The sequence below is a fragment of the Streptomyces sp. NPDC014734 genome, from assembly GCF_043083325.1.
In the GTDB taxonomy this organism is placed as follows: Bacteria; Actinomycetota; Actinomycetes; order Streptomycetales; family Streptomycetaceae; genus Streptomyces.
In genome coordinates this window covers 94,576-116,042 of sequence record NZ_JBIBYN010000026.1, presented here as the reverse complement: position 1 = coordinate 116,042, position 21,467 = coordinate 94,576, and the positions used below count along the sequence as shown (strand labels likewise).

Genomic DNA, 21,467 nt, shown 5'->3' with positions numbered 1-21,467 from the left:
AGGTGAAGGATAGTGACGCGTTCGAAGCTGTCAAGGCTTTCATCGAGGGAGAGATACTGAAGGGGCAGGGGGAGGTGGACCCGGACACCCCTCTGCTGGAATGGGGAATTCTGGACTCGCTCTCCGTGGCGCGACTCGGGAGTTTTATCGAGAAGCGTTTCGATGTGATCATCCCCGGCGGCAGCGCCATCGGTGAAAAATTCCATAGCCTGGACAGCGTCTGCGCCTTCGTCTTCGAACTCCGTACCCAGCAGGCGGGGGTCGACGGATGACCACAAGGCTGATGCTGTCCTCTGCCCAGACCGCGGTCTGGGTGGCTCAACAGCTCGATCCGGATGAGAGATCCTTCAATATCGCAGAGTACTGCGACATCGACGGCCCGGTGGACGTCCACCTCTTCGAGGAGGCGCTTCGCGAAGTCGTTGCTGCCACCCCGGCCTTGCGGGCACGGTTCGATCTCGGGGACGAGGGGCTGTATCAGTACATCGACGACACCGTCGACGTACCGCTGCACCATGTCGACGTCAGCGACGAACCGGACCCGAGAGCCGCCGCGGAACGGTGGATGCGGCAGGACCTGGCGAAGGAGTACGACCTCGCCAAGGGCCCGCTCTTCACCTGGGCGCTGTTCACGGCGGGAGCCGGGCGCTCCCTGTGGTACCGGGCCGCTCACCACATCGTCGTGGACGGATTCGGGCTCTCCCTCATCGCCTCCCACGTCGCCGATGTCTACACCGCCCTGGCCACCGGGCGCCCCCGGCGGTCGCGGCCACCGGGCACCCTGGAACAGGTCATCGAGGCCGACGCCGCCTATCAGAGCTCCGAGGAATACGAGCAGGACCGCCGGTACTGGCTGTCACAACTGGCGGGCCAGACCGAAGTGGTGAGCCTCACCGACTGGCGGCCGACCCGCAGCCGAGCCTCCTTCCGCGAGAGCGGCCACCTCGCCCCCGCGGACGTCCACGCCCTGCGCGCCGCGGCGCGCCGCCTCGATGTCACCTGGCCGGAGGTGGTCATCGCGGCGGTCGCCGTGCAACTGCATCGCGCTACCGGCATCCGTGAGCTGGTCGTCGGCCTGCCGGTGACCGCCCGTACGGAACCTCTGCCGCGGCGGGTACCGGCGATGCTGACCAATGTGGTGCCGCTGCGCCTCCTCCTCGGCCCGGAAATGGACTTCGCCGCCGTCGTGGAACAGACCTCGCGGTCCCTGGAAGAGGCCCTGCGGCATCAGCGCTACCCGCAGGAGCATCTGATGCGGGAGCTGACGGAACTGCCCAGGGGACGAAGGCAGTTCGGTCCCGACGTCAACATCATGTCCTTCACCTACGGCGGGGACTACGCGGGGCATTCCTCCGTCGTGCACTCCCCGTGCGCCGGCCCCGTGGAGGACCTGTCGATCAACGTCTACGACCGGCTTGACGGCCAGGGGCTGGGCATCTCCTTCCACGGCAACGCGGAGCTCTACAGCCGCGATCAACTGACCGGACATGTCAGCGACTTCGTGTGCCTGCTGCGCTCCGTCACCGATCTCCTGGACGGCGGCCCCGTGGCGCCGTGAGCTCGCTCACGAGGTCGTGGCACGTGGACGTGACGGCGCTGCGGCTCATCGACGTACGGGCATCCGGTGTTCCGCGACCCCGGTGCGACCGGCCGATGCCGAGTCCCCGGGGCCTCGCGTCTCACACCTCTCGAACAAGAGGGAAATGAGCCCGGGCCTCGCCGCGGGCGCCGACCGCACACCGACATCGCGAAAGCTTTCCTCGTTCTTCACCGCGCATCGGCACGAAGTCGCAAAACGCTCACCGGACAGGCCCTCATTCTCCATTCTCGCCCGGAAGTCTGAAGCCCGGCTTAAGCCGGGCTTCACGCGTCCCGCCGTTGGGGAGATTTCCTTGTACGCGACTCGATGGGTGATGTACCACTGAGGTGGCGGCGGGGTTCCGTCGTTTCAGGGAAGTGATTTGAGGAGACCATGGGAATCAGCAGGAGGAATGTCCTGCGCGGCGGCGTCGGAGCCGCCGCTGCGCTCGCGGCATTCGGGGGGACTGGAATGGCCGCGGCTCGCGGCACCGATATCTGGGCCGAGTTACGGAACAAACTGAGCGGGGCCTTGGTGCTGCCGGCCGACGCCGGCTACGCGCAGGCCAAGGAACTGCACTTCAAGCAGTACGACACCATCGCACCGGCGGGTGTCGCCTACTGTGCTTCGGTGGAGGACGTTCGTACCTGTGTCGCGTTCGCCCAGCAGCACGGGATCCCGGCGGCGGTGCGCAGCGGCGGACACAGTTCCACCGGCTACTCGTCCTCCACCGGGCTTGTCGTGGACGTGTCCCGACTGAACCAGGTGACCGTCGGCGCGTCGACGGTGACGGTCGGCGCCGGTACCCAGCAGATCGACGTACTGACCGCTCTGACACCCAGGGGGCTCGGTCTTCCGGGAGGTTCCTGCCCGACGGTCGCACTGGGCGGATTCCTCCAGGGTGGCGGGTTCGGTCTCCTGACCCGCAAGTACGGCATGGCATGCGACCGGCTGGTCTCCGCAGAAGTGGTCCTGGCCGACGGCCGGGTCGTCACGGCCTCCGAGGACAGCGAGCCCGAACTGTACTGGGCGCTGAGGGGCGGAGGCGGCGGCAACTTCGGCGTCGTCACCAAGTTCGAGGTACGCCCCGCCGAGGTCACGAACATGGTGAACTACCAGTTGTCGTGGGCCTGGGACGACGCACCCGAGGTCATGACGGCCTGGCAGGACTGGTTCGCTGCCGCACCGCCGGAACTGGGTGGCGGATCGCTGAGCATCGCGCTCCCGGACGCCTCCCCGGGTGCGGTCCCGATCGTCTCGGTCACCGGCGGCTGGTCGGGCCCCGAGCAGGGCGCGGGCAGCATGCTCGACGAACTGGTGTCCGCGGTCGGCCGGCCCCCGGCGAGCCGACAGGTCCAGGACCTCCCCTACGGCGACGCGATGATGTATTGGTACGGATGCTCCGACAAGAGCGCGGAGGAGTGCCACCGAGTGGGGGACAACCCCGAGGCACTGCTTCCCCGGGGCAGCTATCTGAGGGCCCGCAGCCGCATGTTCGGCCGGACGTTGCCGACGGCCGGGGTCGAGGAGGTGCTGGCCGCGTTCGACGCCGACCGCCAGGCCGGCCACACCCGCAGCGTCAGCTGCGGCGCGCTCGGCGGCAAGGCCAACGAGCCGGGCCGCACCGACACGGCATATGTGCACCGTGACACCGAGTACATCATGATCTACGCGAATGTCATCCCCTCCGGCGAACCGACGGAGGAGCAGCGCGCCGCCGCCGAGGCGTGGACCGGCAAGGTCTTCGACGCCGCCGATCCCTATGCGAACGGTGAGACCTACCAGAATTACCCCGACCCGGCACTCACCAACTGGCGACAGGAGTACTTCGCCGAGAACTACCCGCGTGTGTCGGCCGTCAAGAAACAGTACGACCCGGGCTGTTTCTTCCGTTCTCCCCAGGCGATCGACTGAGCGATCCACCCACACCGCGAGACGGTGAAGACCACCTCCTTCGGTGGCCTTCACCGTCTCGCGTCGTTGTGGGCACTTGTGCCGACAGCGGCCGGAACGGAGCCGAACCGCTCGGTCGGCAGGAGTGCGGTGGCGGGGCCATACGTGTGTTTAGCGTCGCTTTAAGGCCCTCGCCGACCATGGCGTGTCGGCCGGCCGATGGCGCCGCTGTCCCGCTCCGCCCACGGCACCGCTGCCCGCTCGCCAGAACTCGTCAGGAAGCAGAGGCGCGATGACGAACGAACAGAAACTCACCGACTATCTCAAATGGGTGACCGCCGAGCTGCACCGGACCCGGCAACGCCTGGACGAGGCCGAGTCGGCGGAGCGGGAGCCGATCGCCATCGTCGCCATGGCATGCCGGTACCCGGGAGCGGTGCGTTCGCCCGAGGATCTGTGGCACCTGGTGGAAACCCGTGCCGACACGGTCGGAGGGTTTCCCGCCAACCGGGGCTGGGACCTCGACGGACTGTACGAGCCGACGGCGGACACTCCCGGCACGTCCTACGTACGCGACGGCAGCTTCCTGTACGACGCGGACAGATTCGATGCCGACTTCTTCGGGATCAACCCGCGCGAGGCGCTCGCCATGGATCCGCAGCAGCGGCTGCTGCTCGAAGTGTCCTGGGAGGCGATCGAAAGGTCGGGAATCGAACCCGGTTCGCTGCGCGGCAGCCGGACCGGCGTATTCGCCGGGGTCTTCTACAACGACTACGTCGCTCGTGTGGCTCGCAAGCCGGCGGATCTGGAGGGATACCTGGGCTCGGGGAACACGACAAGCGTCGCCTCGGGCCGGATCTCCTACTGCCTCGGTCTGGAGGGGCCGGCGATCTCCGTCGACACCGCTTGCTCGTCGTCGTTGGTCGCCATGCATCTGGCGGCCCAGGCCCTGCGCCAGGGGGAGTGCGATCTCGCGCTGGCGGGCGGGGCGACAGTCATGGCCACCCCGGCGGAGTTCGTGGAGTTCAGCCGCCAGCGCGGCCTGTCGCCCGACGGCCGCTGCCGCTCGTTCGCCGACGCGGCGGACGGCACCGGCTGGGGCGAGGGCGCCGGCATGCTGTTGCTGGAGCGGCTTTCGGACGCGCGCCGCAACGGGCACCCGGTACTGGCGCTCCTGCGCGGCAGCGCCGTGAACCAGGACGGTGCGAGCAACGGGCTCACCGCGCCCAACGGACCGTCACAGGAACGAGTCATCCGCCAGGCGCTGGCCGGCGCGGGGCTCGGTCCGGCCGATGTGGACGTGGTGGACGGCCACGGGACCGGTACCACACTCGGCGATCCGATCGAGGCACGGGCGCTGATGGCCACGTACGGCCGCGACCGCGATCCGGACCGGCCCCTGTGGCTCGGTTCGGTGAAGTCCAACATCGGTCATACCCAGGCCGCCGCGGGGGTGGCCAGTGTCATCAAGATGGTCCAGGCCATGCGGCACCGGGTGCTGCCCGCGACGCTGCACGTCGACCGGCCCTCCGGCCACGTGGACTGGGACGCCGGGGCGGTCTCGCTGCTCACCGAGGCCCGGCCGTGGCCCGAGCCGGACGGCCGGCCACGGCATGCGGGTGTCTCGTCGTTCGGCATGAGCGGTACGAACGCGCACGTCATCCTGGAGGAGGCCGCCCAGCAGGCGCCCGAGCCCGGGACCGTGGAGGCGCCCGACGACGGTGCCGTGGGCTGGGTCCTCTCCGGCCGTACCGCCGACGAACTGCGGGAGCAGGCCACGCGGCTGGACGCCCGCGTGAGCTCCGCCCCGGCCCTGCGCGCGGCGGATGTCGGACACGCGCTGGTCACCACCCGGACGCTCTTCGAGCACCGTGCCGTCGTCGTGGCGGAAGACCGGGACGGACTTCTGGAGGGAGTCCGCGCGCTGGCGGCGGGCAGGCCCGCACCGGGTCTCGTCGAGGGAGTCGCCGCGCCGCGGGGCAAGCCCGTCTTCGTGTTCCCCGGACAGGGATCGCAGTGGGCAGGCATGGCGCGAGAACTGCTCGGTACCTCCGAGGTGTTCGACCGACGGATGCGTGAATGCGCCGACGCCCTCGCCCCGTACACCGACTGGTCGCTGCTCGACGTCCTGGACGAGGCCCCCGGCGCGCCCGATCTCGAACGGGTCGACGTCGTGCAGCCCGCGCTGTTCGCCGTGATGGTCTCGCTCGCCGCGCTCTGGCAGTCGGCGGGCATCGAGCCCGCGGCCGTCATCGGCCACTCGCAGGGCGAGATCGCCGCCGCGTGCGTCGCGGGAGCGCTCAGCCTGCGCGACGCGGCCATGGTCGTGGCGCGACGCAGCAAGGTGCTGGGGGAACTCGCCGGAACCGGCGGCATGGTCTCGCTGCCGCTGGCGGCCGAACCCGCCGGGAGACTCATCGAGCGCTGGGCAGGACGGCTCCACGTGGCCGCGGTCAACGGTCCGGGCGCGACCATCGTTGCGGGGGAGGTGTCCGCGCTCGACGAACTCCTCGCACACTGCGGGTCCGACGGGATCCGGGCGCGCCGGATATCCGTCGACTACGCCTCCCACACCCCCCACGTCGAGGCGATCCGAGAACGGCTCGACGAGGCCATCGGCACCCTCTCGCCGCAGGCGTCCCGCATCCCGTTCCACTCGACGCTCACCGGCGAGCTCATGTCCGACACGACCGGGCTCGACGCCGACTACTGGTACCGGAACCTGCGCAACACCGTTCGGTTCGAGCCGGCCGTACGCGCGCTGGCCGCCCGCGGCTGCACGACGTTCATCGAGGTCAGCCCGCACCCGGTGCTCACGGTCGCGGTCCAGGAGGTGCTGGAGGCCACCGGTACGCAGGAGGGAGTCGCCGTCGGCACGCTGCGCCGCGGACACGGGGACGTCGGCCGGTTCCTCACCGCCGTGGCCGAGCTGCACGTCCAAGGGGCCGCCGTCGACCGGCCGGCCGCCTTCACGGCGGCCGCGGCGCGGCCGGTCGATCTGCCCACCTATCCCTTCAGGGGGGAGCGGTTCTGGCTGGAGGAGTCCGGAGCGCCCACCGACGCGATCGGTCTCGGACAGGCTGCCACGGCCCATCCGTTGCTCGGCGCCGCCGTCGAACTCGCCGACGGGCGAGGGCTGGTGCTCACCGGAAGGCTGGCGAGGCACTCCCATCCCTGGCTCGCCGACCACGCCGTGGCGGGCACCGTACTGTTCCCCGGCACCGGCTTCGTCGAACTCGTGCTCCGGGCCGGACGGCACGCGGGGTGCGAGCGGATCACCGACCTCACGCTCCAGTCCCCGCTGGAGATCCCCGAGGAAGGCGCGGTCGCGACACAGGTCGTCGTCGGGGCGCCGGACGCGGACGGCACCCGTACGGTGTCCGTGCACGCCCGGCCCGACGGCGGGGAGGGGCAGGACGCGGTATGGACCTGCCACGCCACCGGATCGCTGACGGCAGGGGCGGTGGCAGACCCCGTGGCGGCCCCGGAGGAGTGGCCGCCCGCGGGCGCCGAGCCCATCGAACTGCTCAACTCCTACGACCTGCTGGCGGACCACGGACTGTCCTACGGTCCGGCGTTTCAGGGGCTGCGTGCCGCGTGGCGGCGGGACGAGGAACTGTTCGCCGAGGTGGCGCTGGAGGAACCGGCGGACGTCACCGGGTTCGGCGTCCACCCCGCACTGCTCGACGCGGCCCTTCATCTGCCCGCCCTGGAGGCTTTGTCGGGGGACACCGGTGCCGTGCGGCTGCCCTTCGCGTGGAGTGGGGTGACACTGCACCGTGCGGCGTCGACCGCGCTGCGGGTGCGGGTCGCACCCGTGGGCGACGGCGCCCTCGCCGTCACTGTCGCGGACGCCGACGGTGTGCCGGTGGCCACCGTGGACTCTCTGCACACCCGTGCCCTTCCGGCCGCCGGACTCCGCGACGTGTCCCGGTCACTGCTGTCGGTGGACTGGGTTCCTGCCACCGGGACGGCGCATGCTCCCGACTGCCCGGTGCTCGTCGACGGCGGCGACGCCGTCCGCGCGCTGGAGCGGGACCACACGCCCGGTGTCGTCGCCGTACGGCTCGGTGGCGGGGAACAGGGGGACGCGGGACGGGCGGCCGGGGCCGCGGTGGGTGAGGCGGTGGAGCTGCTGCGATGGTGGCTCGCGGAACCGCGCTTCACGGACTCACGCCTGGTAGTGGTGACCCGGGGAGCCGTGACGGTCCGGGGCGAGCCCGTGGCGGACCTCGTGGGTGCGGCGCTGTGGGGGCTGGTGCGTGGTGCCCAGTCGGAACATCCGGGCCGGTTCGGTCTGGTGGACGTGGACGTGGACACGTCCACGGAGACGGGCACGGGCCGGAGCGGGGCCGGTGACGTGGGCCGTGCCGTGGCGACGGCACTCGGCTGCGAAGAGCCTCAGGCCGCGATCCGCGACGGCGCCGTCTTCGTCCCCCGGGCAACCCGCCGCACCGCGCCGACCGACAGCGGGTCCCTGGGCACCGTTGCCGCCGGAGGGACGGTGCTGGTGACCGGGGGCACCGGCGGAGTCGGTTCGCTCGTGGCCCGGCACCTGGTCGCCGCACACGGGGTGCGCCGCCTGCTCCTGGTGAGCCGCGGGGGCGCGGCGGCCGAGGGTGTCGACGAACTGGTCGACGACCTGACGGAACAGGGCGCCGCGGTGACCGTCGAGAGTTGTGACACCGCCGACCGCGAGGCGCTCGCCGCGCTGCTCGCGAGGATCCCGGCAGCGTTCCCGCTGCGGGCGGTCGTGCACGCGGCCGGCGTCACGGAGGACGCCGTGCTGGAGACGGTGACGGACGAGCAGGTCACCCGCGTGCTCCGTCCGAAGACCGACGCGGTCTGGAACCTGCACGAACTGACGGCCGGACTCGACCTGTCCGCCTTCATCCTCTTCTCCTCGGCGGCGGGCGTCTTCGGATCCGCGGGGCAGGCTCCGTACGCGGCGGCGAACGCCTTCCTCGACGCGCTCGCCCACCACCGCCGTGACCTGGGGCTGCCCGCGGTGTCCCTGGCCTGGGGCCTGTGGGATCTGGACAGCGCGATGACGGAACACCTCGGAACCCGGGGCCGCGCCAGGCTGACGCGCGGCGGCCTCGTCCCGCTGTCGACCGACGAGGGACTCGCGTTGTTCGACGCCTGCCTGGGCACCGGCGAACCGGTCCTGGTGCCGGCCCGCCTCGACCTCTCCGTCGTACGGGAGCTGGCGGACCAGGGCCTCCTGCCGCCCCTGGTCCGCGGGTTGCTCCCGGCCGTCGCGCGGAACACGTCCGCCCTCGGCGCGTCGGGGTGGGGCGCGCAGGTCGCCGCCGCCCCCGCCGCGCGGCGGGAACGGGTGCTGGCCGGACTCGTACGCGGTCAGGTCGCTGCCGTGCTGGGATACGAATCGGCCGACAGCGTGGACGCGGACCGGGCCCTGAAGGATCTCGGCTTCGACTCGCTGACCGCGGTGGAACTGCGCAACCGGCTGCGTGCCACCACCGGGCTGAACCTGCCCGCCACCCTTGTCTTCGACCACCCCACGGTGACCGCGATCGCGGCGTACCTGCTGCCCGAGCTGCTCGGCGACCGGCCGGGGCGGGCCGGAGCCGGTGGACCGGCAGCCGCACCCGCCGACGCCGGAGAGCCGGTCGCGATCGTCGGCATGGCGTGCCGGTACCCCGGCGGTGTGAGCTCCCCGGAAGACCTGTGGAGACTGACGGAAGAGGGTGTGGACGCCATCGGCGAGTTCCCCGCCGACCGCGGATGGGACCTCGACGGGCTCTACGACCCCGACCCCGGGCAGACCGGCAGCGTCTACACCCGGCACGGCGGATTCCTGCACGACGCCGACCACTTCGACCCCGAGTTCTTCGGGATGAGTCCGCGTGAGGCGCTGGCCACCGACCCGCAGCAGCGGCTGCTCCTGGAGGCCACCTGGGAGGCGATCGAACGGGCCGGTATGGACCCCGCCTCGCTGCGTGGCAGCGGTACCGGAGTCTTCGCCGGGGTCATGTACGACGACTACGCCACACGGATCCGGCCCGTCCCGCCGGAGTACGAGGGCTTTCTCGGCACCGGCAGCGCGGGCAGCATCGCCTCCGGCCGGGTCGCCTACACCTTCGGCTTCGAGGGGCCCGCGGTCACCGTGGACACCGCCTGCTCGTCCTCGTTGGTGTCGCTGCACCTGGCGGCGCAGGCGCTGCGCGGCGGCGAATGCTCGCTCGCGGTGGCGGGCGGGGTCACCGTCATGGCGACACCCACCGTGTTCGTGGAGTTCAGCCGGCAGCGCGGGCTGTCCCCGGACGGCCGCTGCAAGTCCTTCGGCGACGGCGCGGATGGAGCCGCGTGGTCCGAGGGGGTGGGCATGGTGGTGCTGGAGCGGCTGTCGGACGCGCGTCGCAAGGGGCACCGGGTGCTCGCGGTGCTCCGTGGTTCCGCGGTGAACTCCGACGGGGCCAGCAACGGCCTGACCGCGCCCAACGGCCCCTCCCAGCAACGTGTGATCCGGCAGGCGCTCGCCAACGCGGCGCTGTCGGCGGCCGATATCGACGCGGTGGAGGCGCACGGCACGGGGACGACGCTCGGCGACCCGATCGAGGCGCAGGCGCTGCTCGCCACCTACGGGCGCGACCGCCCGGCGGACCTGCCGTTGTGGCTGGGGTCGGTGAAGTCGAACATCGGCCACACTCAGGCCGCCGCCGGTGTGGCCGGAGTGATCAAGATGGTCGAGGCCATGCGGCACGGAACACTGCCCCGGACACTCCACGTCCAGCAGCCGACTTCCCGGGTGGACTGGAGCAGCGGGGCGGTCTCGCTGCTGACCGAGGCCGTCGCGTGGCCGGAGACCGGGCGCCCCCGCCGGGCGGCGGTGTCCTCCTTCGGGATCAGCGGCACCAACGCCCACCTCATCCTCGAAGGGGCTCCCGCCGAACCGCCGCGGGAAGAACACCGCGACGGGCCGCAGGTGGTGCCCTGGGTGCTCTCCGCCAGGACGGAGCGGGCGTTGCGGGCCGGTGCGGCGCGGCTGCGCGAACGGATCGGGTCGGATCCGTGCCAGGACCCGTTGGACATCGCGGTGACCCTGGCCAGCGGCCGTACCGCTTTCGCGCATCGCGCAGCGATCACCGCCGCCGAACCGGAGCGCTTCTCCGAAGCGCTGGCCGCGCTCGCCGACGGGCGGCCCGCGGCCGGGCTGGTCCGGGAAGAGGCTGTCACCGATGGGCGGACGGCGGTGCTGTTCACCGGGCAGGGCAGCCAGCGACCGGGAACGGGAAGGGAGCTGGCCGAACGCTTCCCGGTGTTCGCGGACGCCGTGGACGAGGTGCTGGCGGGTTTTGAGGCGAGTGGACGCGCCGGACTGCGGGACGCGCTGTGGGAGACGGAGGGCGGGCTGCTGGACCGCACCGAATTCACCCAGCCGGGGCTCTTCGCCATCGAGGTGGGGCTGTTCCGGCTCTTCGAGTCCTGGGGGGTTGTACCCGACCACGTGGGAGGCCACTCGGTCGGAGAAATCACTGCGGCGCATGTGGCGGGAGTGCTGTCCCTCACCGACGCCTGCACGCTCGTCGCCGCGCGCGGTCGGCTCATGCAGGCGTTGCCGGAAGACGGTGCCATGCTCGCCGTCCAGGCCCCGGAACAGGACGTCCTCCCCCTCCTGGCGGGCCGGGAGGATTGCCTCGCGGTCGCCGCCGTCAACGGGCCCACCTCGCTGGTCGTCTCCGGTCACCACGAAGCCGTCGCGGAACTCGAAAAAGTCCTGACAGGGCAAGGACGCCGAACCCACCGACTGCGCACGAGCCACGCCTTCCACTCGCCCCTGATGGATCCGATGCTGGACGAGTTCCGGACCGTTGTGGAGCAACTGTCCTTCCGGGCACCGCTGTTGCCGATGGTTTCCAACGTCACGGGCGCGCTCGCCGATGACGAGGAAGTGTGCACACCCGAATACTGGGTACAGCACGTCCGGCAACCGGTGCGCTTCGCCGACGGCGTCACCACCCTGCACGAGCAGGGGGTCCGCACCTTCCTCGAACTCGGCCCCGACGCCGTACTCACCGCGATGGTCCGCGAGACCCTCGCCCAGGAGACGGCCGTCGCCGTCCCGGCCCTACGCCGTGACCGGGCCGAGACGGAGTCCGTGACCCAGGCCCTGGCACACGCCCACACGGCGGGTGTGCCGGTCGACTGGACGGTGTTCTTCGGCAACCGGTCGCCGCTGGCGGACCTCCCCACCTACCCGTTCCAGCGCGAGCGCTACTGGTTGGACGCCCCCGCCGCACAGGCCGGACCGGGCCCCGGACAGACCGGGACCAGCCATCCGGTTCTCGGCGCCGCCGTCACACTCGCCGACGGGCAGGGCATGGTCCTCACCGGGGGACTGTCGCTGCGTGGGGCGCCCTGGCTGTCCGACCACACGGTATGGGGCACCGCGCTGCTGCCCGGGGCCGCCCTTGCCGAATTCGCCCTCGAAGCCGGACGTCACGCGCACTGCCCTCATCTCGCCGAACTCACCCTGGAATCACCACTGGTGGTACCCCGGGAGGGGACGGTGGCGCTCCAGGTCGTGGTGGGCGCGCCGGGCGAGGACGGGACGCGGGGCGTGAGCGTCCACTCCCGCCCGGAATCGGAGGACCCGACCGGGACGGCGTGGAGCCGGCACGCCCACGGCACCCTCGCCCCCGCACCGGCTTCCCTCCCCGCACCGGACCCCGCTCCCTGGCCCCCGACCGGTGCGGACCCCCTGCCCGTCGCAGACCTCTACGCCCACCTCGCCGACCGCGGGATCGCGTACGGTCATTCCTTCCGCGGCCTGTCCGCCGCCTGGCGACTCGGAGAGGAGCTGTACGCGGAAATCACCCTGCCGGACACCGTGGACACCTCGGGATTCGGGATCCACCCGGCCCTGTTCGACTCCGCGCTCCACGTCCTCGCCCTCGGTGCGGCCGACGCCTCCGACGCGCCGGACGGGGTGGTGCTCCCGTTCTCCTGGAGCGGAGTGACCCTGCACGCGTCGGCACCCGGCCCCCGGGCCCTGCGGGTACGGATGCTCCCCTCCGGCGCCACGGGAGCCGCGCTCGGCATGACGGACGCCGACGGCCTGCCGGTCGCCACGGTCGACGCCCTTGCCCTGCGGCCCGTCACCCACGATCAGCTGCGCAGGGCCGGCGGCGACGTCTCGCACTCCTTGTACGGCGTCACATGGCACCCGGCGGCACCGCACGCCGAGCCACCCGCACCGGAGGACCGGGTGGTCGTGGACACTGCGGCGGCAGCGGTCTCCCTGGTCTCCGTACCACCCGTCGTCGTCGTGCGGATCGGTGGAGACGGCTCGGGCGAGAACGCCTCGCGGGACGCGGGTACGGTCGCACACGAGGCCGCCGGTCTGGCACGCAGGTGGATCGACGACGACCGTTTCGCCGGTTCCCGGCTGGTGTTCCTGACCCGACGCGCCGTACCGGTCGGCAAAGAAGCGGTCGATGACGTGGCCGCCGCCTCGGTCTGGGGGCTCGTGCGCAGCGCGCAACTGGAGTGCCCCGGGAAGTTCGCTCTGATCGATGCCGACGACGAAGCTCTCCTGGACCGGGCCCTCGGCTGCGGCGAATCCCAGGCCGCCATCCGCGGCGACAAGGTGTTCGTCCCCCGCCTGACCCGTGCGACCGCGTCCGGCGAGGGAACCCGCACCGGCTTCGACGGCGACGGCACGGTGCTGGTCACCGGCGCGACCGGCGGAATCGGACCGGACGTGGTCCGCCACCTGGTCGCCGCACACGGAGTACGCCGACTGCTGCTGGCCAGCCGACGGGGCCCCGACGCGCCGGGCGCCGACGAACTGGCCGGGGAGCTGAGGGCCGCGGGCGCCGACGTCACCGTGGTGGCCTGCGACTGCGCCGACCGCGCGGCACTCGCGCGGATGCTGGACGCCGTCCCCGCCGACTTCCCGTTGCGCGCGGTCGTGCATGCCGCCGGTGTGGTGGACGACGGCCTGATCGAGTCGTTGACCCCGGAGCGGTTCGACCGGGTGTTCCGGCCGAAGGCGGACGCCGCCCGGCACCTGCACCAGTTGACGGCCGGCCTCGACCTCTCCGCCTTCGTGCTGTTCTCTTCCGCGGCCGGAACCTTCGGAAGTCCCGGTCAGGCCAACTACGCCGCCGCCAACGCCTTCCTGGACGGTCTGGCCGCTCACCGGCGCGGCCTCGGGCTGCCCGCGCTGTCGCTGGCCTGGGGCCTGTGGGACGCCGGGGAGGGGATAGCCGCCAGGCTGGGGGCGGACGGCCGGGCCCGCCTGGTCCGCAGCGGGCTCGCGTCGATGGGCGTCGGCGAGGCCCTTGCCCTGTTCGACGCCGCCCTCGCGCTCGACGAACCGGTGACGGTGCCCGCCAGATTCGACGTACCGGCGCTGCGGGCACAGGCGGAGCGGGGCGCGTTGCCACCGATCGCGCAGAGCCTCCTCCCGGCGGCGCCGGCCACCGCCGGTGACGGCGCGTCGGCGACCGCCCGGCTGACGCGGCGGCTCGCCGCGCTGCCGGAGCCGGAGCAGCGGGAACTTCTGCTGGAGCGGATCCTGACCACCGTTGCCGCCGTGCTCGGGCACCCCTCGCACGAACTTCTCGATCCCGGGCGTCCTTTCCAGGAACTCGGCTTCGACTCCCTCACCGCCGTCGAACTGCGCAACCGTCTCGGCGCCGAGACCGGGCTGAGCCTGCCCGCCACCCTCGTCTTCGACCGGCCGACTCCCGTCGCGCTCGGTGATCACCTGTGGACGCGGCTCGTGGCCGACAGCGGTGCGGACGCCGACGAGGCCCGGCTGCGCACCGCCCTGGCGGCCATCCCGTACGCCCGATTCCGGGACGCGGGCCTGGTCGACGTGTTGTGGCAACTCGCGGACTCCGCGGCAGGGGCGCAGCAGCCCGCGGACCCGGGCGACACCGGGGCCGTGGACAGCATGGACGCCGACACCTTGATCGGCCTGGTACTTGGCGAATCCGACACCACACACTGACGATCCCGAGCGAGGCTGCTGTGACGACATCCCCCGAGAGACTGGTGGAGGCGCTCCGGGCCTCCGTGAAGGAGACAGAGAGGCTGCGGCGGCAGAACGAGGTGCTCAGCGACGCGCGCACCGAACCGATCGCCGTCATCGGCATGGCGTGCCGGTACCCCGGTGGTGTGCGCTCCCCGGAGGACCTGTGGCGGCTCGTGTCCGAGGGCCAGGACGCGATCGGGGAGTTCCCGGCAGACCGTGGCTGGGATCTCGGCGCCCTCTACGATCCGGACCCCGACCGGACGGCGACCAGCTACACCCGCCATGGCGGCTTCCTCTACGACGCCGCCGAGTTCGACGCGGGCTTCTTCGGCATCAGCCCGCGCGAGGCCCTCTCGATCGACCCGCAGCAGCGGCTGCTGCTGGAGACGACCTGGGAGACATTCGAACGGGCCGGTCTCGCCCCCACCACCGTACGGGGCAGCGACACCGGGGTGTTCGTCGGCGTTATGTACGGGGACTACGCGACGCGGCTTTCGAGTGTGCCCGCCGAACACGAGGGATTCGTCGGCACCGGGAGCGCGGGCAGTGTCGCCTCCGGCCGCATCGCCTACACCTTCGGTTTCGAGGGCCCCGCGGTCACCGTGGACACGGCCTGCTCATCCTCGCTGGTCGGCATGCATCTGGCCGCGGACGCGCTGCGCAAGGGCGACTGCGCACTGGCGCTGGCGGGCGGGGTCACCGTGATGGCCTCGCCCGGGGTCTTCGTGGAGTTCAGCCGACAGCGCGGGCTGTCCCCGGACGGCCGCTGCAAACCGTTCGCCGCGGCCGCCGACGGCACCGGCTGGGCCGAGGGGGTGGGCATGGTGCTGCTGGAGCGATTGTCGGACGCGCGTCGCAAGGGGCACCGGGTGCTCGCGGTGCTCCGTGGTTCCGCGGTGAACTCCGACGGGGCCAGCAACGGCCTGACCGCACCCAACGGCCCCGCGCAGGAACGTGTGATCCGCCGAGCCCTCGCCGACGCGCGGATCGGCGCGGACCAGGTGGACGCCGTCGACGCGCACGGCACGGGAACGACGCTCGGCGACCCGATCGAGGCGCAGGCGCTGCTCGCCACCTACGGGCGCGACCGCCCGGCGGACCGGCCGTTGTGGCTGGGGTCGGTGAAGTCGAACATCGGCCACACCCAGGCCGCCGCCGGTGTGGCCGGAGTGATCAAGATGGTCATGGCGATGGAACGGGGCGTACTGCCTCCCAGCCTGCACATCGACAAGCCCTCCCCGCACGTCGACTGGAGCAGCGGCGCGGTCTCGCTGCTGACCGAACCCGTCATGTGGCCGGAGACCGGGCGCCCCCGCCGGGCGGCGGTGTCCTCCTTCGGGATCAGCGGCACCAACGCCCACCTCATCCTGGAGCAGGCCCCCGAGCAGACGCCCGGGCCCGCGCCGGAAGCGGCGTCGGGCCCCGAGGAGCCGGGCGCGGTGCCCTGGGTGCTGTCCGCCCGCACCGAGCAGGCCCTGCACGCCCAGGCCGCGGCTCTTGCCTCGTACGTCCACCGGGATCCCGAGCCGCGCCCCGTCGACATCGCTCATTCCCTGGCCGCCCGCGCGTCCTTCCCGCACCGGGCCGTGGTCGTCGGCGAGGACACGGACACGTTCCTGACCGGCCTGGCCGCCCTGGCGGAGGGGCGGCCGTCGGCCTCGGTCGTACGCGGTACGGCGGCGCCCGGCGGTCGGCTCGCGATGTTGTTCACCGGGCAGGGGAGCCAACGCCGGGGGATGGGACGGGAGCTGGCCGAGCGCTTTCCCGTGTTCGCGGAAGCGTGCGAGGAGGTGGTGGACGGTTTCCGGGCGCAGGGATGCGTCGGGTTGCGGGACGCGCTGTGGCACGAGGACAGCGGTCTGCTGGAGCGTACGGAGTACGCGCAGCCGGGACTGTTCGCGGTGGGAGTGGGGCTCTTCCGGTTGTTCGAGGAGTGGGGGGTGGCGCCCGATTTCGTCGGCGGGCATTCCGTGGGTGAGCTGACGGCGGCGCATGTGGCGGGGGTGTTGTCGTTGGCGGACGCCTGTGCCCTGGTGGCGGCACGGGGGAGGCTGATGCAGGCGTTGCCCGGGACCGGGGCGATGCTCGCGGTCCAGGCTCCGCAGGAGGCCGTATCGCCGTTGCTGGCGGGCCGGGAGGACCGGATCGGGTTCGCCGCGATCAACGGGCCCACGTCCCTGGTCGTCTCCGGCGACCGGGAGGCGCTCGGGGAGCTGGAGCGGGTATTGACGGGGCAGGGGCGCAGGACACGCCGACTGCGGACGAGCCACGCCTTCCATTCGCCCTTGATGGATCCGATGCTGGCGGAGTTCCGGTCGGTTGCCCAGGGGCTGTCGTTCCGCGCGCCCCTGCTGCCGGTGGTCTCCCATGTGACCGGTGCGCTCGCCGACGAGAAGGAACTGTGCGACCCGGAGCACTGGGTGCGCCACGTCCGGGAGCCGGTGCGGTTCGCCGACGGCGTCATGTCCTTGTACGACCAGGGTGTACGCACCTTCGTCGAACTCGGCCCCGACGCCGTGCTGACGCCGCTCACCGGCGAGTCCCTGGCTCACGCGCCCGACACCGTGGCGGTCGCCGCGCTGAAGCGCGATCGGCCCGAGGTGGCCGCGGTCACCACCGCTGCCGCCCGGCTGCACGCGCGGGGCCGCTCCGTCGACTGGAAGGCGCTGCTGCCCGCCGACGCGCACCGCCGCGTCGACCTGCCCGGCTATCCCTTCCAGCGCCGGCGGTACTGGCTCGACGCGCCCGCCCTCGGTACCGACGAGGAGGACGCGCGGTTCTGGCAGGCGGTCGAGGGCGACGACTGGGCCGCCCTGGGCGCCGAGCTGGGCTTGACGCGGGAAGGGTACGCCTCGCTGCGGGAGATCGGCCCCGCGCTCGGCTCCTGGCGCAGGCGGCGACGCTCCTGGTACCGCGTCGCCTGGCGGCCGGTTCCGGAGCCGGCGGCACCGGTGCTGCACGGCGACTGGCTGGTCGTCGTCCCCGACGGGGGGACCGACGAGAAGCTCGCCGCCGTGGTGACCGACGCCCTGGCCCGGTGCGGCGCCACGCCGGTCGTGGTCACCCCCGGGGAACTCGCCGGCGACGGCGGGCCCGCCGCCGCTCCGAGCCGTGGACCGGGCCCGGACGCTCCCGGTCCGGCCGGGGTGTTGCTGCTGCCCGCGGTCGACCGCGATGCCGTCGGCCCGGACGGCGCGGGCGCCCTGCGCACCGCCGTCCGCGTGTTGTCCGTACTGGAAGAGGCGGGGATCGAGGCGCCCGCGTGGCTGTTGACCCGTGAGGCGGTGCCCGCCGGACACACGGATGAGGACACCGACCTCGCCCAGGCTCTCCTGTGGGGACTGAGCGGCGCCCCGGCCCTCAAGGGCGGGGGACTGGTGGACCTGCCCCCGGTGTGCGACTCCCGGACCGGCACCGTGCTCGCCGCGGTGCTCTGCGGGGCGAGCGGTGAACGGGAGGTGGCGATACGGCAGTCCGGCCCGTTCGCCCGCCGCCTGGTGACGTCGTCGCCGGTGGAGGAGCCCGCGGCCGGCGGGTGGCGCCCGCACGGCACGGTTCTGCTGCACGGGGGAACGCACCCGGGCGGGCTCGGGGCCGAGGTCGCGCGCTGGCTCGCCCGCGAAGGGGTCGGCGAACTCGTGCTCACCGGCGACGCGAGCGCCCCCGCCGTACGCGAGGCCGTCGGCCCGGACTGCCGGGTGACGTTGACCGACGTGGCCGACGGCGAGCTGCCCGCGCTGATCTCCCGACTGCCCGCCGAACGCCCGCTGACCGCGGTCGTGGTGGTTCCCGGCGGACCCGCGGACGAAGACCCGGACCGGGGGCCGGCGGCGATCGCCGCCATGCGAGCGCTGCACGAGCACACGCGCGCGGTGGACTTGGAGGCCTTCGCGGTGCTCGTGACGCTGAACGACCTCGTCGGCGCACCCGGCGACGGGGCCGCCACCGGGCCGGCCGCCGCCTTCGGTGAGGCGCTGATACGTGCCCGATGCCGGGACGGGCTGCCCGGATCCCTGGTCGCGTGGGGCCCGTGGGCCGACGAGCCCGCCGACGGGACGTGGCTGCGCCCGCAGAATCCCGGGGCACTGCTGGGGCGGCTGCCGCTGCGGACCGGTCGGACCGGCCTCGTCGTCGCCGATGCCGACTGGGACGCCTATGAGGGGCCGGAACTCCCGGTCCTCGCGGATCTGCTCAGGACCGCCCGCGGCGGCGCGTGCGTCGGCGCCGGGGCCGATGGCGGTGACACGAGGGGGCTTCGCGCGAGACTCGCGGCGGCGCCGGACGAGGACCGGGGACGGATTCTGCTCGACCTCGTCCTCGTCCACGCCGCGGCCGTACTGGCCACCGCGCCGGGTGAGCTGGACGCCGCACAGAACTTCCTGGAGCTCGGCTTCACCTCACTGACCGTCCTGGAGCTGTGCAACGGGCTGCGCGACGACACCGGAATCGATGTCACCCCCCAGATGGTGCTCGAACGGCCCACGCCGGCCGAACTGGCCGCGGGCCTGGTGGCGCAGCTGGGCCAGTCGCGCTGACGGGCGAGGCCGGGGACGGACGCGGCAGGGCCTCGGCCGAGGGGCGTGATCGACGGGGGACGTGATCGACGGGGCGCTGCTGCGGGGCGGAACACGGCGGACAGCCGTCACCCCGCAGGGGCTTGTTCATCCGGCTCCGTTGCGTGGACGTCCTTCGGCGCCCCTCCGGCCAGGGCCTGGAAACAGGGCGACAGCAGCGCGGAGATCTCTTCCGCCGGAGCGTCCTGGAGGGCTTCCATACGGATCAGGTAGCGGCCGATGAGCGTGCCGAGCATGACCGCCCCGAGCAGATCGGCCCGTAGCGCGGCGTTGTCCTGCGGGAGGGCCTCGGTCATCCGCCGCTGCTGCGCGGACACGTACGCGTGAACCTCGCGGCTCGCCTCGGGATGCGTGAGCATGGAGCGCAGCAGCGCCAGGGCGGCCTCCGGCTCCGTCACGAGCTTGTCGCGCAGGGAGGCGAGCAGGGTGTCGGCGACCTCGGCCGGGCTGCCGTCGATCGAGGCCTCCGCGTCCATGTCGATCCGGGCGACCTGGGAGAACAGGCCCTCCTTGCTCTCGAAGTACCGCATGACGAGGCCGGGATCCGCCGCGGCCTCGGTCGCCACGGCACGAATGGTGGTGCGTTCGTAGCCGCGCTCGGAGAAGAGCCGCCGTGCCGCGGAGAGGATGCGCTGTTCGGTCTGCCGGCGCTGCTCGGTGCGTGAAGTTGCCACGCATTCAGTCTACAGGCGTTGAACCAATTCGGAGCAGGTGCTAGCGTATTTGAGTCAACGCGTGTTGACTCATGTGAAGGGAAAGTGCTGCATGTTACTGGCGATCATTCTCGGCTTCCTCGGCGGACTGATGGGGGTGAACTCCCTGCCTCACTTCGTCAAGGGCGTCGCGCACGAAAGCTTCCCGATGGCCTTCGGCAACAGTCCGGTCCGCAATGCCGTGGCCGGGTGGGTGGGACTCGTCATCTCGGGGGTGCTGCTGTATTTCGCGGACATCCCGGCCCATCCGGAAGCGGCACTCGGTCTGACCGCTGTCGGCGCCCTGTTGGCTGCCCTCTACCACTCCTCCGGGCGGGCCGCCCAGTCGCTGGAGAAGGGGAAGGCCGCGAAGGCCGCGAAGGCCGGCTGAGAGCCTGCCGGGTGACCTTCGACCGGAAGGCGGACGCGGCATGGTGCGTGCGATGCCCAGGCACCGGGAGGGCCCGGCGGCGGAGCCGCTCGGTCATCCCGGCAACGCCGGAAGCGCGCGTGCCGGGACGTGGCCGCCCGGTCTGAGGCCACCCGACAGGCTCTGAGGGCGACGGGGCGTGGCGGCCGGGCCGTCACGCCCCGTCATCCCGCACCGCCCCGGGCTCCGCTCCCGTGAACGCGGCCCCGGCCCGGGGCCGCGTTCACGGGAGCGGAGCCCGTCGGCCCTTCCGGCCGCAGTGCCCCGTCGCACCCCGTCGTGTCCGTCCGCCGACCGCCCGACGGGGCGGCGGAGAGCCGCCGTGCAAGGTCCGCCTTAGACCCGATTAACCAGCGTTGCCGACCATGGCGCGGAACGCTCTTCGGGGAGGCGCAGTGAGGGAACAGCAAGGCGTGATGCCCGGTCCGGCCCATCCGGCTCCGGGGACTCCGTACCTGACGTCCAGTCCCACCGGCGGTGCCCGGCCGCGGCTGTTCTGTTTCCACCACAGCGGCGGCAGCGCCGCGGCATTCTCCGCACTGCGCGGCGCGCTCGCCCCGCGCATCGAGGTCGTGGCCGTCCAACTGCCCGGTAGGGAAACCCGGCTGCGGCATCCGATGCCCAAGTCGATGGCCGATCTGGTGGCCGAACTCGACGAGCACCTCGACCCGTACCTCACCGGCCCGTATGCCTGCTACGGCCACAGCATGGGCGCCCTCGTCGCGCACGACCTCATCGCACGGCGGCAGACCCGTGGAGCCCCGCCCCCCGTCCGGCTGATCGCCGGCGCGTGCCGGGCGCCCCATCTGCCTCCCGCGTTCGCCGCGCAGCACATGGAGTCGGACGAGCACCTGGTGCGCAGCATGCTCGACATCGGCGGCCTGTCGCCGGAACTGCTGCGGTACCCCGACTGGCTGCGATCCGCTGTGGCGCTGAACCGGGGGGACCTACGGCTCTGCGCGAGCCGTGACACCACGGCGGCCGAACCCCTGTCGTGCCCGATCGACGTCTTCCACGGCACGGCCGACCCCCTGGTCCACGAACGCGACGCGCTCGCGTGGACCGGCCGTTCCTCGGTGAGCTGCCGGGTGCACCGTTTCCCCGGCGGCCACTTCTTCTTCCTCCGGGAATCGCGCACGGCGTTCGCGGACCGGATCGCCGCGCTGCTGCGAGAGGCCCCGGAACCGGCCCGCGGCGCCTGACCACGACTTCGAGGCTCGACAACCCGGGTACGACGACGCCCTTTCTGATCAGAAAGAGACAACGGTGACGGCTTCCTTCACTTCCCCTT

General features: G+C 72.3%; 7 protein-coding genes and 1 pseudogene. 7 read left to right on the top strand and 1 reads right to left on the bottom strand.

The genetic code is table 11. The annotated features are described in order from the left end of the window. The first annotated feature begins 2 nt into the window (after positions 1-2). From ACF1CT_RS31650 to ACF1CT_RS31630, 5 genes and pseudogenes are all read left to right on the top strand, one after another. The gene (locus tag ACF1CT_RS31650; RefSeq protein WP_391787424.1) at positions 3-272 is read left to right on the top strand and encodes an acyl carrier protein; all 270 of its coding nucleotides are present in this window, start codon (positions 3-5) and stop codon (positions 270-272) included. Continuing rightward, the gene (locus tag ACF1CT_RS31645; RefSeq protein WP_391787423.1) at positions 269-1,558 is read left to right on the top strand and encodes a condensation domain-containing protein; all 1,290 of its coding nucleotides are present in this window, start codon (positions 269-271) and stop codon (positions 1,556-1,558) included. The genes ACF1CT_RS31650 and ACF1CT_RS31645 overlap by 4 nt, the downstream gene beginning before the upstream one ends. Before the next feature lie 492 nt (positions 1,559-2,050). After that, a complete protein-coding gene (locus ACF1CT_RS31640; RefSeq protein WP_391787422.1) occupies positions 2,051-3,493 on the top strand; it encodes an FAD-binding oxidoreductase in 1,443 nt (480 codons plus the stop codon). Between the two features lie 271 nt (positions 3,494-3,764). Beyond that, on the top strand, positions 3,765-14,456 hold the full coding sequence (locus ACF1CT_RS31635; RefSeq protein WP_391787421.1) for a type I polyketide synthase: 10,692 nt from the start codon (positions 3,765-3,767) through the stop codon (positions 14,454-14,456). A gap of 29 nt (positions 14,457-14,485) precedes the next feature. Next, positions 14,486-18,970: pseudogene (locus ACF1CT_RS31630) on the top strand (type I polyketide synthase); the annotation flags it as partial. Between the two features lie 152 nt (positions 18,971-19,122). Here ACF1CT_RS31630 and ACF1CT_RS31625 read toward each other — a convergent pair. Next, the gene (locus tag ACF1CT_RS31625; protein ID WP_391787420.1) at positions 19,123-19,728 is read right to left on the bottom strand and encodes a TetR/AcrR family transcriptional regulator; all 606 of its coding nucleotides are present in this window, start codon (positions 19,726-19,728) and stop codon (positions 19,123-19,125) included. 91 nt (positions 19,729-19,819) lie between these two features. Here ACF1CT_RS31625 and ACF1CT_RS31620 point away from each other — a divergent pair, with 91 nt between their 5' ends. Beyond that, positions 19,820-20,137 (top strand): hypothetical protein, encoded by a 318-nt coding sequence (locus ACF1CT_RS31620; protein ID WP_391787419.1) that lies wholly within the window; start codon positions 19,820-19,822, stop codon positions 20,135-20,137. A gap of 434 nt (positions 20,138-20,571) precedes the next feature. Beyond that, positions 20,572-21,378 (top strand): thioesterase II family protein, encoded by an 807-nt coding sequence (locus tag ACF1CT_RS31615; RefSeq protein WP_391787418.1) that lies wholly within the window; start codon positions 20,572-20,574, stop codon positions 21,376-21,378. Positions 21,379-21,467: the final 89 nt, after the last annotated feature.